Genomic DNA, 15,228 nt, shown 5'->3' with positions numbered 1-15,228 from the left:
TCGATATATTTCTTCTAGCATCATTGCTGAGTTTATTTAAGTTTTTCTACTTTTTATCATAACACAATTTCGTATTATATCAAAATTTTTATAAGTGTTCTTTTATCCCTTCCTCTTATGTCAAACAGACAATATTGCTATTTATTTCACCACCCGTATAGAATATCTCCTATCTAAGTATTCAACTAAATTTCTAATCATCTCCTCATAACCACTATTAAATACCTCCCACTGTCTTTTGTAATTTGCATAAATCAATCTTTTGGTGTAGTTATACATAGGTACATCTTTATATACACATAATCTCGATACCCTTCCCTGTCCTGCCGATAAATTATTGGGATTAAGACCAAACTCTACCTCTTCTTTATGGACTAGAGCATACCAATAAAAATTATCAATTTCCCCTCTAATATAGCCATATCTATTTTTACTACTACAAACCTTAATATTTAAAGACATACTCACCCCTCCATTACATTGCACTATATATAAATTTTATGTCTATTGTTTCCATCCTATACTTATTTTGTCATTTACTTTAAGTATTTAACTAACTTGACTAATTCCCTTAGGATGAAGGAACACATTTGGTCCTTGAGAATATAATGAAATAGAGGTTATTTCTCAATATAAATTGGAGGGATTTATAGTGAAACATTTAAAACTTATTAGTGTTTTTATCGTATTACTTATGATTAGTGTCCTGCTTTTATCAGGCTGTGGTAGTAGCAGTCAAAAATCAGAACTAACAAAAATTTCTGTAATGGAGGTAACCCATTCTGTATTCTATGCACCCCAATATGTAGCCATTACACAGGGATTTTTTGAAGAAGAGGGCTTAGAGGTTGAGTTAATCGATGGTAAAGGTGCTGACAAGGTTATGGCAGCCCTCCTTAGCGATCAAATACAGATTGGCTTTATGGGACCAGAAGCCTCCATCTACGTTTATAACCAAGGAATGAGTGACTATGCTGTTAACTTTGCTCAATTAACCCAAAGGGATGGTTCCTTCATTGTAGCAAGAGAACCTAGCCCAAATTTCACCCTTGAAGAGCTTAGAGGAAAAGAAATACTTGGAGGCCGTAAAGGCGGTATGCCAAACATGACCTTAGAATACGTTCTTAAAAATAATGGACTTATTCCAGGAGAAGACATTAATGTAAGAACGGATATACAGTTTGGTGTTATGGCAGGAGCTTTTGCTGGAGGTGAAGGGGACTATACAACATTATTTGAGCCTACAGCTTCCTTGATTGAAGCAGAAGGTAGAGGCTATGTAGTAGCCTCTGTTGGAGCAGAAAGTGGCTATATTCCTTATACCGCTTATTCTGCTAAAAAAAGCTATATAGAAAAGAACCCTGAAATTATTCAAAGCTTCACAAATGCCATCTATAAGGGAATGCTATGGGTTGCAGAAAATGATGCAGAGACAGTTGCTAAGTCTCTACAGCCCCACTTTCCAGATGCCGATTTAGATATCCTTATCAACGTTGTTGAAAGATATCGTTCTATCGAGGCTTGGACACCAAACCCAGTATTAACAGAGGAAGGGTTAGACAGATTGCAGGATGTTATGACAGAGGCTGGAGAGCTTAACCAAAGGGTAGATTACGACAAGATTGTCGTAACAGAATTTGCAGAGGCAGCTATGGAAAGTATTGAATAAAGAAATATCCTCAAGAACTACCTATTCATAAGAGTAGGTGGTTCTTTATTTGTCTTTATATCATTTCGCTTATGGAGATTAATGGATATATTTTATGGCACCTTGAATAGAAAAGACATCATTGCAATATCCGATACATGTGTAGGGAACGGTCTTGACCGTTCCGTTGTTGTAATAGATTCATTCATAACGGAAGGGTCAAGACCCTTCCCTACGATTTTTTATTGGTCGAGTAGGTCGGGAGTCTTTCAACTCCTTTCCCCCCTAAGAACCGTACTTGTTTCTTTCAAAACATACGGCTCAAGCCATCTTTTTACCTCAAACTAGTTGGTATTTAAATTTCTTAAAAGCTTCCTTCATCAACTTATATCCCTCTTGGCTATTGGGTTCTACTTGTTTACACTTGAAGAACTCCATGACTTTTGGCAAATTCTTACCTCCACCATAGTTCTCAAGTAGTTTCTGATGTTGCTCATGACAACTTTTATGTAGCAGTTCTAGGTTATCATATCGCTCATCTCCACCCAATTTAAAGGTAACAATTTGATTAATTTTTAATGATTCCTCGCCAACTAATGACTCTCTACATATCCTGCATTTATAATTGCTACGTTTCGCTAATTTCCTTCTACTTAAAACATTGTCTCTTATAAATTCTTTCCTATCTCTTTCTTCAAAATATTCCTTTAGACCTGCATCATCAGGACTGTTCTTGTATCTCACCATCACATGCCTTCTTATTGGTATATAGCTCATTTTGAATAGTTGTGTTTTATGATTGTGAGGGTCTGTTAGTATCCATTGGGATTTACTTACACCTGTGTAATCGGGTTTGAAATATTTCTTGTAAATCCATTTAAAGGATTTATTTGAATGTAGAGTCTTAAGATGCTTTCGCACCTTAATCCAAATGTATCTATCCATGTTACTATATATTTTCTTTGCCACTTGACTTGACCAATAGTTTCCTATTCCTCTTGTAATAGGATTTAATTTTGTGATTAAATCTGATACTGGTCTTCCCCTCAGTTGTTTAAATAAACCCTTTATTGTTTCTCTAGCTTTTTTCACACTTGCTTTTGATGGTTTTATTAATAGCTTCATACCGCTGTTAGTTTTATATTTTCTTAGGTTGAATCCTAGAAAGTCAAAACCTTCGCTAATATGGGTTATTTTTGTTTTATCCTCTGCAAGAGTTAATCCTCTTTTTTCAAGATATGGTTCAAGTTTTCCATACATGGTGGCAGCTTCTTCCTTTGTTTTGCAAACAATTACAAAGTCATCAGCAAACCTTACTATTCCCACGGAGTTTCTTGATACTTTGTAATATTCTCTATCCCGATAATACTTAACACCGAGTTCTTTCTCCATACCATGTAGAGCAATATTTGCTAGTAAAGGTGACACAATTGAGCCTTGAGGGGTTCCTGTAGTTGTATCATTAAAAGAGTTATTATCAACATATCCTGCCTTAAGCCATTTATATATGGTATCTTTAGCAGGAAATCCTTCTAGGCAATCCATGATATATTGATGGTTGAGATTATCAAAACATCCTTTAAAGTCCCCTTCAAAAACCCATTGTTTTCTACTTCTTGCTGATAGCTTACTGAATAAATTACAAATGGCATCTCGGGTACTTCGCTTAGGTCTAAAACCATAGGATGATGATTCAAACCTTGCTTCCCATTGGGGTTCAAGGGCATTTTTTACAACATTCTGAAATATTCTGTCCTTGATTATTGGTATCCCAAGAGGTCTCATTTTTCCATTCTTCTTTGGGATATATATCCTTTTTGCTGGTCTAGGTCTTATATATTTAACGTTATACTCTTTGAGTAGATTGTATAGTGCTAATCTATCCTTTGATGTAAGTGCATTAATCCCATCTACCCCAGCAGTCTTTTTACCTTTATTAATTTGTGTAACCTTTTTTATTGACAGTAGTAGATTAGCTTTGCTTTTAATCATTAGTCTTTGAAGCTTTCTTACTTTCCTTTTTTGCCCCAACTGTTCGGCACGAAAAATCCGTTGGCGAAGTTTCTTCACATATTTGTTTATTTTCTTCCAGTTAATCATTTCAAAGCTCTCAATATGTGGAGAAACAGCCGACGTATTAAATTTTTTAATAGTTTTCAAAACATGTCTCTCCTTAAAGATACTTCTTTCCGTTTTCTTTCATGTTGATGACCATGTGGAAGTCTGCCCTCTTTCGAGTGGATTATGAAATCCTATCCAACGGGTTATGGATTCCCCTAGACTTTCATCCTATTGGCATTTGCTTTCTCCACAATCCTTTACCCTCTGGTATTGTAGTTTTCTTGCGATTACCCTACCTCTGTTTATTGAGGAACACAAAGGGCTTACCAAGTTCCGCTAGTAGTAGATTCGAATGAGTAAGTATCCTTCTTTACTCCGATGGATATTTGGGTTACTGCACGATTGGAATGCGATACAATCTTTCCTATCCATAGTAAGCTTATTTCTCCACAGTACACTTATTGATGTTAACGAAGATTACAAAGATTCAGCTTTCGCTTATACTCTCCCATTCTTCCCTTAACCCTGTATTGCTCCTGTGTAAAACAGATACATTAGGTATTTAACTCTCATGCAACCTACAGACCAATTACTCGGAGTGCAGTTTCGAGCAGGGATATGTTTAGTAACTAACATAGCTTCTTATTGAAACACTACCATCTAGCGACTTCTTGTCGCACCACATTTTTCATCTGATGTTCAGTAACATCAGGCAAACCATTAACCCCAACATCCTGCCCTGACATTGTGGTGTCAGCTAACGTTTCTGCCATTCCTGACACTTTCGAACTGGGCCCCAAAAGAATACCCTATTCAATAACATAAATAATTTATCTTTAATAGTCTCTATTCTCTAATTATTCAATATTAAGTTCTAAATAATTTTCACATTCACCAACTAAAGAATATTCTGCAATTATATAGTCATAACTATTACCAGCTGTGCTTTTCCATTTTATTTTTTCAAAGGGAATTCCCTCTGGTAGGAATGTCTTTATGATAACTGTCTTATTCTCTAACTTGCCTAATTCAGTTAAAACATCCTTTTCTTTTAAAGCATTTTCAGCATCGTCCCATTCTAAACCAACAAGCTCAAAGTCTGATATGACTCCTTCCACTATAAACTCTAAATATTCTCTTCCATGTCTATCAACTATAATTGTGTTTTCATTATTTATAGATTTAGGTTTAGTATAATGCCCTATTATTATGACTTTTGTTCCGTCATTTTCTATACTTTGATTTTCAATGTATTTATTACAGCCAGTAATTATTAATATGATAAAAAATAATAGTAATATTTTTACTTTTTTCAAGAATACCACCTCATTTTCACTAATGCTTTTATGGTTTAAAAAATGTTATTTAGCTCTATATTATTAATGTTATGTAAAACTTGTTAATCTCTATCATGAAAGACCAAAATTGAATACCCGATAGCGACTATTACACATAACGTCTCTTCCATTCCCAACCCCTTCCAACTGGCCCCGATAGGAATACCCCTTAGCGGTGCTTACACCCAGTGAGAGGGTTGAGTAAATGTCCTCAGATAGAAATACAGAATCACTGAGCCTTAGATGATGCACCGGTCTACAATGTATCAAGAAAATTCAGTAGCTCTTCAATAACAATATCAGGCTTTTTAATTGGAAAGAAGTGATCTGCATTTTCGATTATCTTTTGCCTACTCTTCGAAGACAAGGTTAACAGTTCCTTTTGGCTATTTACAAAGTACTGATATATTTCTGCCTGTTTTTTCTTCATTTTTAGGTTATCTGCTGTCAAAATCAAAACAGGGATATCCCCAAGAGTGCTTTGCTCCTGGTCATTATTTATCAGAGCTTTTACTTCCTCTACAGCTTCATGACTGTAGACTCTGTTATATGTCATCATGTTAGTTATTTTTACTATCTCTTTTGGACTTGAAGCTCCTGCGGTGGACAACAGATTAATGTTAGTTAATATCCTTAATAATCCAGTTGCACTTAACAACCTCGCTATAGCAGCCGCAACAGTGTTCTGGGCATGAAGACTTTTTCTATTTCTATAGAATGTCGGAGAGGTTCCATCCAGTGTAACTACACCTACTACCAATTCTGGGTAGCGCTGAGCAAATTCCACTACTTCAGTGGCTCCTAAAGAATGTCCCACCAAAATAAAGGGACCAGTTTCTGGTGATTTATCAAGTAATTCATAAAGATCTTCATTAATTTGTTTCATAGTCCTTGGCCTTGAAGTAGAATCACTCCACCCGTACCCAAAGCGGTCATAAATCACAACCCTAGTTTTTTTTGCTAATGCGGAAAAGACAGGATAATAATTGCCTAGGGTAAATCCCATACCATTACCACATGTAAATAATATTGCAGGTGACCCTTCTCCTTTGCCATAGATATGCATTCTTCCGTCTCCAACTCTGATCATTTCGCCAGGAGCCGGATTCTTGTTAACTTCAATTTTTTTTTGTATCTGATGGTAAACTGTGCTTAGTGCTAGTAAACCTAGTAAAACAACGCTAATTTTAAAAAACATAATATCATCCTCCAATATCAAAATGAGAAGAGTTGAATACAAGCACATATTCTTCTCACGAACTTACTCTTGAGGTCTTTCCATTTTATTACCTCTTTCATCTACTATAATAACCTCTGCATTAGAGTTTCGATATAATTCAAATGGTGTTTTTAGATTTTCATCGTAATTAACACAATAATAATTGTTGTTATGCCAAATGATATTTGTGTCATTTCCATTGAAATTGAAGGTAAATACAGCTAATAATTCATCGTTAAAATAGAAATAGTAATAACTTGCACTAGCAACACCAATATCTTTACTATCAATCTTGTTACCAATAAGTGCACTATTGAAAGTATCAACAAATAGTCTTATTTCTTTTGTATCAGTAATAATTTTGCTGTCAGCACCATAGGCAGGATTTCCCATAGCTGTTATTACTTGAATTTTATTTATATTCTTCAGTTGTGCAAAAATTAAGTAGCGATTCTAAGTATCTTGAACAACGTATCTAAGTGTGGTAGATTTAATAGATGATGTGGCCTTATCAACTATTACTTTTATTAATCAACTTGACAAATTAGATTCTGATGATTTAGATTTCAATGCCGAATAAAATCCTAAGCTAAATACTACAAGCATTAAAAAATAAGCGATTATCAAAGCTATACTTACTTGGATGTCATTTGTAAATAATGTTATAATACGAATCCCTGATCCTAAAAAGCCTAAAGCATAATAATGAGCTGTGTTTACTAAAAAAGCGTTTCTACTAGTAATGTCTAATAACAATTGCCAAATGTATAGACTAATTAAAATACTCCATGCAATATTGCCTAAAATAAAACTTTTTGTTGCATTCATGTTTAAATTACCAAATGCTCTTCCCACAAAAAACCAAATTGCCATACCACCGCCATATATCCAAGGAACATGCAAAAGACTGGCTAGTTGAAAATACACCTGATTATTTCTTGTCATTCCTAATCTCATTAGTCCCTCAACGTAACAACCTACTATAAGCGGTAACAAGACTAGTAAAACTAATTTATATTTCATATTTGTTTTTAATGGCATCTGCCCTTCCCCCTTTTAATAGTATTGAATTGTATCAACTACCACATTTATCTCACCCTTTTCATCAGATATGATTATCTCTAACATCTTCCTTTTAGCTATTACCACTATTTTGCAGCAGGGATGGCATATAACGCCCTGGGGCTTAACAGCGTCAGACTTTCTCTAAAAATCCCCTTCTGATGTCTGTTAAGCCTCCGTTATACGAATCCGTATGCCCCACGGAGCCCTGCCTGCATATTACAGTCTTTGAACACATCATAAATCTTTCGTCTTAGATAAGCTATACTTTTCAATAGCGGACGGTTTTTTATACCGTTTTGCCATTCCTAACCCTCACCATGCCCCAAATCTTTACCCTAAGAGTGAATGTGGTCCGATGTGATCCTTGACGATTTATTAACTATCACTATCCCATATATTTCAGTCCTAATATTTGAAAATTGTACTATTTTAAGATATATTACTCATTCAATATATCGTTTTGTATATTAAAAGCCAAATAAGACATCTTCTCCATTACTATTGCTTTAGATAATAATACCTCTTTATCTTCTTTCTCATCCTCACTACAGGCCTTTATTTCATTCACCATATTTTTATAATCTTTAATGATATCTAAGCACCAATTTAGATAGTCTTCACAACTTTTTATACCTTTAAATACCTCTCTATCTCCTTCAAAAACATAATCACAGTTCTTATTTGTATATATACTATAAAATGGACCTGCAATTGTATCTTGTAGCCCCTCTAGATCTTGATCCAGTTCATGAAATTTTCTGGTTTTAAATTTAGGATTATAAAATGTTTCCTCAAACATTTTTTTAAAAAGTATGAAATTTTCTTCATTGTTCAAATAGTCTCCCCCTAAACCCTTATTAAAATCTATTTTAATAGCCTATTTACCCTTAAAATTCAAACTTACTAAATTATAATATTTTCTATGTCAGTATTGATATACAGCTGCTTTTTACATTTTGAAATTACCATACATTAATTCAACACTTTTTTATCACATTCTAAAATTTCTTTTGTGTCATTATCTGTTCTATTACTTCTATAGGTATGATGCCTAACGTGCCATGACCATATTATTTCCTTGAACTTTTTCTCCTGAAATATTTTACAAATGTTTTATACATAATAAAAACATATGAGACTATAGCTATAATCCACACTATAGATATATAAGACAAAAAGAATTGTGAAAAATAGACTCCAAAGAGTATGCCCATAGAGACAAGACAAATTTTCAAAAGACTAAAATCCCACATAGTATATTGCTTTGTAGACTCAAATATTTCGTTTATCCACCTCTTCATAATAATACCTCCTGATATATAAGAATTTATACGCTGTAATGTGAACGCTTTGGTTATTGTTATTGTATGCCTTTGAAGCTTTGAATGCCATAATATTGCAGAGAATCATTGATTGCAAGAGTTTAAGTAATATTTATATTCTCTTCTCCTATTGTGTTATATAAATAGTTCTTATCCCTTCCGTCTATTTCGCCTAACCCATCTTTTATGTCCAAAGAGATAAACTGTAGTTAAAGCAATGACTATATTGTATTTATGATTGGATAAATAGTGTTATATATTTTACCTGCAAAACTTACCATTTTGCAAAAAACTATCTACTAATTTTGCAGTTTCAAATTGATAGTGTATTTCCTTATGGCCATAAGGAAGAATAATAAAATCTTTTAAACCTCTATATTTTACAGAGCTAACTTCAACTCTTCCATCATTCTCTTCATTTATTAGATGTCCTAATAATAAATTGTTTCTATTTCCTGCAATACCTCCAACTTCAACAGTGTCAATTATATTTTTTAAATGCAGCTTCTTAACGTTGTCAGTTTTTAAAGATTCTAATGTTTTAAATACATTTAACCTACGTGGAATAGCTTTGTTAAATAAATCTGAAAGTACACTTCCTTGATTAGGCGTTGCTATTAAAACAACTCTAGATATTCTATTTAAATATTTTGTAGTAGATAAAAAGTTTCTTATAATTAATCCCCCTGTGCTATGTCCAACAAGGTAAATCTTTTCATCTTGATTTGATCTATCTAATATAGTTTTTATTTTACTTTCAAAAATAGCCCTACAGCCATCTATTGTTTTAAATGTCAAGGGCAAATTTACTAACAGTCCATGATAATTCATTTTTTCTAGGTTTTTCTTTAATACTATCATATCATTATGATCTTTATTAAATCCATGTACTAATACTACTTTATTCCTCATTTGTTCATCTCTCCATAGGACAGTATATTAATATTTAAAAATACTAGACTTAATCTTCTCAATTCAATATAACACAATCCATAACCTAACCTCAATTCCATGTTTTTTCCTATAGTATCTAGGTCGATAATTTGTTAAAATGCTTTTTCTATACAACATCACTTAACAGTAATCTACAACCTCTGTTGCTAGTACCTCCACATCTTCTGGATCATGGGTTACCAACACCACCGGCATATTCCATCGTGTTAAAAACTCTTTTATTTCATTACGCAAAATTTTTCGTATAGGAATATCTACAGCCGAGAAGGGCTCATCTAATAATAGTACTTTAGGATTAGTAGCTAAAGCCCTAACAATAGCCACCCTTTGTTTTTCTCCTCCTGATAGGTGCTGAGGATACTTGTTTCTTTTGTTTTCTAACCCTACACAACTTAATAATTTCATCATTTTTTCTTCTTTTATATTTTTATCTTTTTCCACCATGCCAAACATAATGTTTTCATCAATCTTCATATGAGGAAAAAGCCCATAGTTTTGGGGAACATAACCTATACCCCTATCCCTCGAGGGAACACATATTTTCCTTTCTTTATGAAATATCAATTGTTCATTAATCTCAATATATCCATCATCAGGAGTAACAAGCCCAGCGATAGCTTGAAGGCTTAGACTTTTTCCTGACCCTGATGGTCCAAAAAGACTAATGACCTCTCCTTTTCTAACTTCCCATTCCTTGTCTAATACAAAGTCATCAAGCTTCTTTTGTATTTTCACTTTTAGCAAAATCCTCACCACTTTCTAATATAGGTAAATTTATTGAGTAATAATAGACTTATGATGGTAATAACGCTAATCAACACAACTAAAAAATTTGCCTGCTGATAATTACCCCCTTGCACTGCATCATAAATTGCGATAGATAGGGTTTGGGTTTTTCCTGGAATATTCCCTGCTACCATTAAGGTCGCACCAAACTCTCCCATTGCCCTAGCAAATGCAAGTACTGTACCTGCAACGATCCCTTGCCAAGCTAATGGTAGGGTAATACGGAAAAATACTGTCCACTCTGACTTTCCTAAAGTTCTTGCAACATCTTCAAGATTTGTATCTACACTTTCTATACTAGCCTGTACCCCTCGAATCATTAAAGGAAGGGAAACAATCGTGGCTGCCAACACAGCCCCTTGCCATGTGAAAACCAAGTTGATGTTGAAAGCACTTTGCAGCCATCTGCCAATAATGCTTTGTCTTCCGATTAATATTAATAGATAATACCCTAGAACAGTTGGTGGTAAAACCATTGGTAAAGTAACTATGGAAGAAAGAATATCTTTGCCAATAAACCTACCTCTAGCCAATAACCATCCCATTGGGATTCCAATAAACGCAGTTATAACTGTAGAATAAAACGCTATTTTTAAAGATAAATATACTGGTGACCAATTCAATAGTTGTTCCTCCTTATTTAGGGTAAATCAAATCCATATTTTTTCATAATGATTCTTCCCTCAGTACTATTCACAAATTTAGCAAAGTCTTTTGCAAACTCTTGATTGTTAGAATGGCTGACTACCCCTAGCATTTGTTCTATTGGGTTATGGAGTTCTTCATCAATTAAAAAAAAGTCAATTTCTTCTACATTAGCAATAGACAGTGGAATTATGCCTACTGGTGCATTACCCATCTGTACAAATTGCATAGTTTGAGAAGCATTTTCTCCATAAACTAATTTTTCCTCCATCAAGTCCCATAGTCCCTTGTTTTCTAAGGCTTCCTTTCCTGCTAATCCATAAGGAGCATGATTGGGATTTGCTAGAGCTATATGTTTTATATCACTAGATAATAAATCTTCTAAGGTTGTTGCCTCTATATTGGCGTTCCTATTTACTGCCAATACAATTCTTCCAATAGCATATACGTTTTTAGTTTCCTCTATGATATCCCCATTTTCTATTAAATCTTCAACAAATTTAGTGTCAGCCGCTACAAATAAGTCTATAGGAGCACCATTAATAATTTGTTGGGCTAGGTTTCCAGAAGAACCAAACTGAAAAATTACCTTTGTGTTGGTCTCCTCTTCAAAAACCATACCTATTTCTTCAAAAGCAAATCTTAGGCTGGCAGCTGCAGCTATATGCAATTCATTTTTTTCTGTTAATTGCTTCCCCTTGTTCTGGGGTGAAGAACAGGCAGTAATTGTAATAGATAAAACCAATGAAATGATGATTATTTGTAATAAGTTTCTTTTTTTCATTCTGTATGCCTCCTTGTAGATGTAAAGTGATCTCTAGGCTTATCCTAGTCCTTAATGTAATGAAAAATCGTTATGTTTTAAAAAGTATAACGAAAGGTAAAAAAATTAATCTTTTAAAAAAGATTGTATTTCTTTTTGTATCATTGTTTCTATCTTGCTTTTAAGTACCTCATATTTATGTATAAAATCTCTTGCTTCTTTAGTTATGGTGGACCCCCCACCTTTTTTACCACCAATGTGCCGTTCTAATATCGGGATTTGTAGTTCTTCTTCTATATTCTTAATAATTTTCCATGCTTTACTATAGGACATCTCCATTGAAATTGCCGCTTGTCTTAAGGAACCTAATTCTTCAATTTTTTTCAATAACTTTAATGGACCTTCACCAAATACCTTATTATTGTTCTGTGTTAACCAAATACGAAACTTATATTCCATAAAGCAAAATCACCCCCTAACCATATACATCTATTTTACTATATTTTTATGTGTTTGTCTTTAAACGTTGAGGTTTCATAAAGAAAGATCGCCACAACATACAAAAGACTTTTCTGTCCATCGTCTTAATCGACAATTATAGCAAGATCTTAAATCATCCGCTACAAGCTCATCCTCTACATCTTCTTTAAAAAACAAACATGTCTCTGCTATTTCTTTTGCTCTAGTCCAATCACTTTTTCCTCCTATAAATTCAGCTTCTTCTTTAGAATTTTTGAAGAAATACATATTATTCCTCCCTTAATAATTCCTTAACTTTTGTTTTGAACAATTTTGCCATAAAATTTCACCTTTTTGTCCTTCTATTGGTTCTACTAATAAAACTTCTTGATATTGAAGTAATACAGTTTTTATTTTATCCTTTAAAAAAATCCTCTCATTATCCTTTAACATTTCTCCATCTAAGGTTTTTACAACATCAATACCTGTAGAAACACGAATTTCACCTACTGCCATAATATTGTCTCTAGTCGATACTATATGGTTACCTTTAAATCTGCCGTCATTTCCACTTAGTCGAAGACCAGCTCCAGCTAAAGCTCCTATAACTCCCTGTCCTGTACCCCCATGCTCCGAGAGATGAATTTTTAAAGTTTTAGCCAAGTTATATGCTTCTTCCTTCGACAGTACTTCACACTTTGCCTTTTTTCCAAATTCAATTAATTTTTCTTCACTCAACAAATCATCGAGAACTACTACACATAATCCAGGATCGGATTCTGCTGCACTTTCTTTTTTTAAGTAATCTATAGAAAATTCTATAATTGTTTGTAGACAATTATCATCAATATCTGCTTCAAAAGCCATAGCACTATTATGGGAGGTATAGGGGATATCCTCATGAACCAACAACTGATGTCGTGTAATTTTTGACACTTCTCCCCATTTATTTTTCTCTATGGTATTGGCTATCTCCTGAGCTAGCTCCCCTGTCCCCTTGCTTTCCATATTATCTGTATCATCTATGGATACTATTATCTCCATACATTCACCCCCAAAATCTATTCTTTTTGTGTTCTCATGTTTTTACCACTTAATAATTGTTGAACTTGTTCGTCAGTAAGATGATAGTTGAAAAAATTATTATAGAATTTCTTTGTAACATCTACCATATCAATATCTTGAAAATAATCTGGATAAAGGGTTTTAGCTGCCCATATAATCACCAACGGGGTTTCAATAGAATTAGGATGCCCCCATCTTGATACGCCATTAGGTAGTAGATAGACCTTCTCTTCCTGAACTGCTTTTAAATTCTTCCAATGGTCATGATTCATAATATATTCATCAATACCATCGTCATTTACAAAGATAACATCGGGGTCCCATAAAAGGATTTGTTCTATAGTGGTATAGTGGTTGTTTCCCACCAGTCGTAGGTCTTGGGTAGCTGAAACACTGATGCCACCTGCTTTTTTCAACCACTCTACAGGAAGGCTTCCAGCTGGTGTCGTTCTTGTAGCTTCCTTTGTAGAATGATACACCCTTAGTTTGTTATCTTCTGGTATATTTTTTACCCTGTCATAAACCATCTCTATACTTTCATTATAATACTGAATATATTCAGCAGCCTTTTCCTCTGCTCCAACCACTTTCCCTACCATTGACACCATATTCTGCTGATCCTCTATACTGTTGAAATCAACTACTAAATATGGAATTCCCAACTTATCATAAACTTCTGTTTCCCCCCTGCTACTAACAATATCCCTGTCTACTAGGGCCACATCAGGTCTAGACTTTGCCAGTTCCTCTCCATTTACATCGCCACTTACCTTTGGCACATAGGCATCTTTTATGGTTGGACATATTTCTAATAAAAGCAAGTCCCTCTGCAGTCCCCCACCAACAGCAACAATATTCTCACCCTTACCCAATAAAGTCACAACATGGCCAGAAACTGAGAACAAAGTAGCTATTCTCTCTACCTCTTTAGGGACTTCAACTTCTCTTCCATCACTATCTATTACTTTAATGGTTTCAATCTGTATTTCACTTGATTCCATACCTGTATTCTGAACACATCCTCCAACAAATTGGACTAATAATAAGATCATAAGAATCAAAGCTAATTTTCTCATCTAAATCATCCTTTCAACTTTTTCACAGGTGTTTAGTGGAATAATATAATTTGATCTTCCTTTGGTTCCAGTTAAGTAGGATAACACCTTTGATTGTACATTAAATATATCTCTCATATTATTTTCTGATAACACCTCACTAGGAGGTCCTGCTAGGGTAATTCTATTATTACTCATCATTACAATAGAAGTGTTAATGTCATTGTTTTCAAAGTAAAAAGCATGGTTAGGGAAATGGGTAGCCATAATCAGTGACAATCCTCTTTCTTTAACTAGTTGCACAATGGTTTCCAATATCATTAATTCATGTTTAAAATCCAAATGTGCTGTAGGTTCATCCAAAATCATAATAGTCGCTTGTTGGGCCAATGCCCTTGCCATCATTACTAGTTGTCCCTCACCCCCACTCAGCTCTGTATAAATTCTTTCTTTGTATTCATGAATTCCTGCTACCCTCAAAGCTTCCTCTGCTATTTTCATATCTTCATCATTAGGTGAAGAGAAGGCAGAGGTATAGGCTGCCCTACCCATCAACACTATATCTATAACCCGATATGGAAATGTTTTATTATGGGCTTGAGGAACATATGCTATTTTTTGTGCTATTTCATGGGGCTCCATTGAAGATATATTTCTATTGTTTATGGTAATTGCTCCATGATTGGGTTTCAGTAAACCAAGGATACAATCCAATAAAGTTGTTTTTCCGCAGCCATTAGGTCCTAACAAACATAGTATCTGGCCCTTGCCTAATGAGAGATTAACATCTTTAAAAACAGTTCTATTGCCATAGGAAAAATTTAATCCCTTTACCTGAATTAGGCTCAT

18 protein-coding genes are annotated in these 15,228 nt (G+C 34.2%); 1 reads left to right on the top strand and 17 read right to left on the bottom strand.

From position 1 onward, the window contains the following. Positions 1-141 precede the first annotated feature (141 nt). Positions 142-462, bottom strand: coding sequence for a hypothetical protein (locus tag BLS22_RS04540; protein WP_090550949.1), 321 nt, complete (start codon positions 460-462; stop codon positions 142-144). A gap of 190 nt (positions 463-652) precedes the next feature. On the opposite strand from BLS22_RS04540, the gene BLS22_RS04535 reads away from it, so the two are divergent. After that, a complete protein-coding gene (locus BLS22_RS04535; protein ID WP_090550946.1) occupies positions 653-1,669 on the top strand; it encodes an ABC transporter substrate-binding protein in 1,017 nt (338 codons plus the stop codon). A 318-nt stretch (positions 1,670-1,987) separates the two neighbouring features. Here BLS22_RS04535 and ltrA read toward each other — a convergent pair whose 3' ends face one another. The 16 genes from ltrA to BLS22_RS04455 form a co-directional block, all read right to left on the bottom strand. Continuing rightward, a complete protein-coding gene (gene ltrA, locus BLS22_RS04530; RefSeq protein ID WP_090550944.1) occupies positions 1,988-3,808 on the bottom strand; it encodes a group II intron reverse transcriptase/maturase in 1,821 nt (606 codons plus the stop codon). 554 nt (positions 3,809-4,362) lie between these two features. Then, positions 4,363-4,509 (bottom strand): hypothetical protein, encoded by a 147-nt coding sequence (locus BLS22_RS15040; RefSeq protein WP_176762055.1) that lies wholly within the window; start codon positions 4,507-4,509, stop codon positions 4,363-4,365. A gap of 57 nt (positions 4,510-4,566) precedes the next feature. Next, the gene (locus BLS22_RS04525; protein WP_090550941.1) at positions 4,567-5,025 is read right to left on the bottom strand and encodes a hypothetical protein; all 459 of its coding nucleotides are present in this window, start codon (positions 5,023-5,025) and stop codon (positions 4,567-4,569) included. Positions 5,026-5,302: 277 nt separating this feature from the next. Next, complete coding sequence (locus tag BLS22_RS04520; RefSeq protein ID WP_176762054.1) at positions 5,303-6,244, bottom strand: alpha/beta fold hydrolase; 942 nt, start codon at positions 6,242-6,244, stop codon at positions 5,303-5,305. Between the two features lie 63 nt (positions 6,245-6,307). Then, positions 6,308-6,658 (bottom strand): hypothetical protein, encoded by a 351-nt coding sequence (locus tag BLS22_RS04515; protein ID WP_090550935.1) that lies wholly within the window; start codon positions 6,656-6,658, stop codon positions 6,308-6,310. A gap of 138 nt (positions 6,659-6,796) precedes the next feature. Further along, a complete protein-coding gene (locus BLS22_RS04510) occupies positions 6,797-7,306 on the bottom strand; it encodes a hypothetical protein (RefSeq protein ID WP_090550932.1) in 510 nt (169 codons plus the stop codon). A gap of 463 nt (positions 7,307-7,769) precedes the next feature. Continuing rightward, on the bottom strand, positions 7,770-8,165 hold the full coding sequence (locus BLS22_RS04505; protein WP_090550929.1) for a hypothetical protein: 396 nt from the start codon (positions 8,163-8,165) through the stop codon (positions 7,770-7,772). Between the two features lie 748 nt (positions 8,166-8,913). Beyond that, entirely contained in the window at positions 8,914-9,564 is a 651-nt protein-coding gene (locus BLS22_RS04495; protein WP_090550923.1) for an alpha/beta fold hydrolase, read from the bottom strand. A 162-nt stretch (positions 9,565-9,726) separates the two neighbouring features. Then, positions 9,727-10,341: an ATP-binding cassette domain-containing protein gene (locus BLS22_RS04490; protein ID WP_244269473.1), complete on the bottom strand. Its 615-nt coding sequence runs from the start codon at positions 10,339-10,341 to the stop codon at positions 9,727-9,729. A 14-nt stretch (positions 10,342-10,355) separates the two neighbouring features. Continuing rightward, on the bottom strand, positions 10,356-11,015 hold the full coding sequence (gene modB, locus BLS22_RS04485; RefSeq protein WP_090550917.1) for a molybdate ABC transporter permease subunit: 660 nt from the start codon (positions 11,013-11,015) through the stop codon (positions 10,356-10,358). Positions 11,016-11,032: 17 nt separating this feature from the next. Beyond that, the gene (modA, locus tag BLS22_RS04480) at positions 11,033-11,821 is read right to left on the bottom strand and encodes a molybdate ABC transporter substrate-binding protein (RefSeq protein WP_090550914.1); all 789 of its coding nucleotides are present in this window, start codon (positions 11,819-11,821) and stop codon (positions 11,033-11,035) included. A gap of 105 nt (positions 11,822-11,926) precedes the next feature. After that, positions 11,927-12,259 carry a winged helix-turn-helix domain-containing protein gene (locus tag BLS22_RS04475; RefSeq protein ID WP_090550910.1) on the bottom strand — a complete coding sequence of 111 codons (333 nt, stop codon included), beginning with the start codon at positions 12,257-12,259 and terminating at the stop codon, positions 11,927-11,929. Between the two features lie 75 nt (positions 12,260-12,334). Next, positions 12,335-12,547 carry a hypothetical protein gene (locus BLS22_RS04470; RefSeq protein ID WP_090550906.1) on the bottom strand — a complete coding sequence of 71 codons (213 nt, stop codon included), beginning with the start codon at positions 12,545-12,547 and terminating at the stop codon, positions 12,335-12,337. A gap of 12 nt (positions 12,548-12,559) precedes the next feature. Further along, entirely contained in the window at positions 12,560-13,303 is a 744-nt protein-coding gene (locus BLS22_RS04465; protein ID WP_090550902.1) for a hypothetical protein, read from the bottom strand. A gap of 17 nt (positions 13,304-13,320) precedes the next feature. Continuing rightward, positions 13,321-14,400, bottom strand: coding sequence for an ABC transporter substrate-binding protein (locus BLS22_RS04460; protein WP_090550899.1), 1,080 nt, complete (start codon positions 14,398-14,400; stop codon positions 13,321-13,323). Next, positions 14,401-15,228: an ABC transporter ATP-binding protein gene (locus BLS22_RS04455; RefSeq protein ID WP_090550895.1), complete on the bottom strand. Its 828-nt coding sequence runs from the start codon at positions 15,226-15,228 to the stop codon at positions 14,401-14,403.

This window comes from Natronincola ferrireducens, assembly GCF_900100845.1.
GTDB classification, from domain to species: domain Bacteria; phylum Bacillota; class Clostridia; order Peptostreptococcales; family Natronincolaceae; genus Natronincola_B; species Natronincola_B ferrireducens.
Note: the sequence above shows the minus strand (reverse complement) of the source record. Positions and strands in the feature narration are given on the sequence as shown.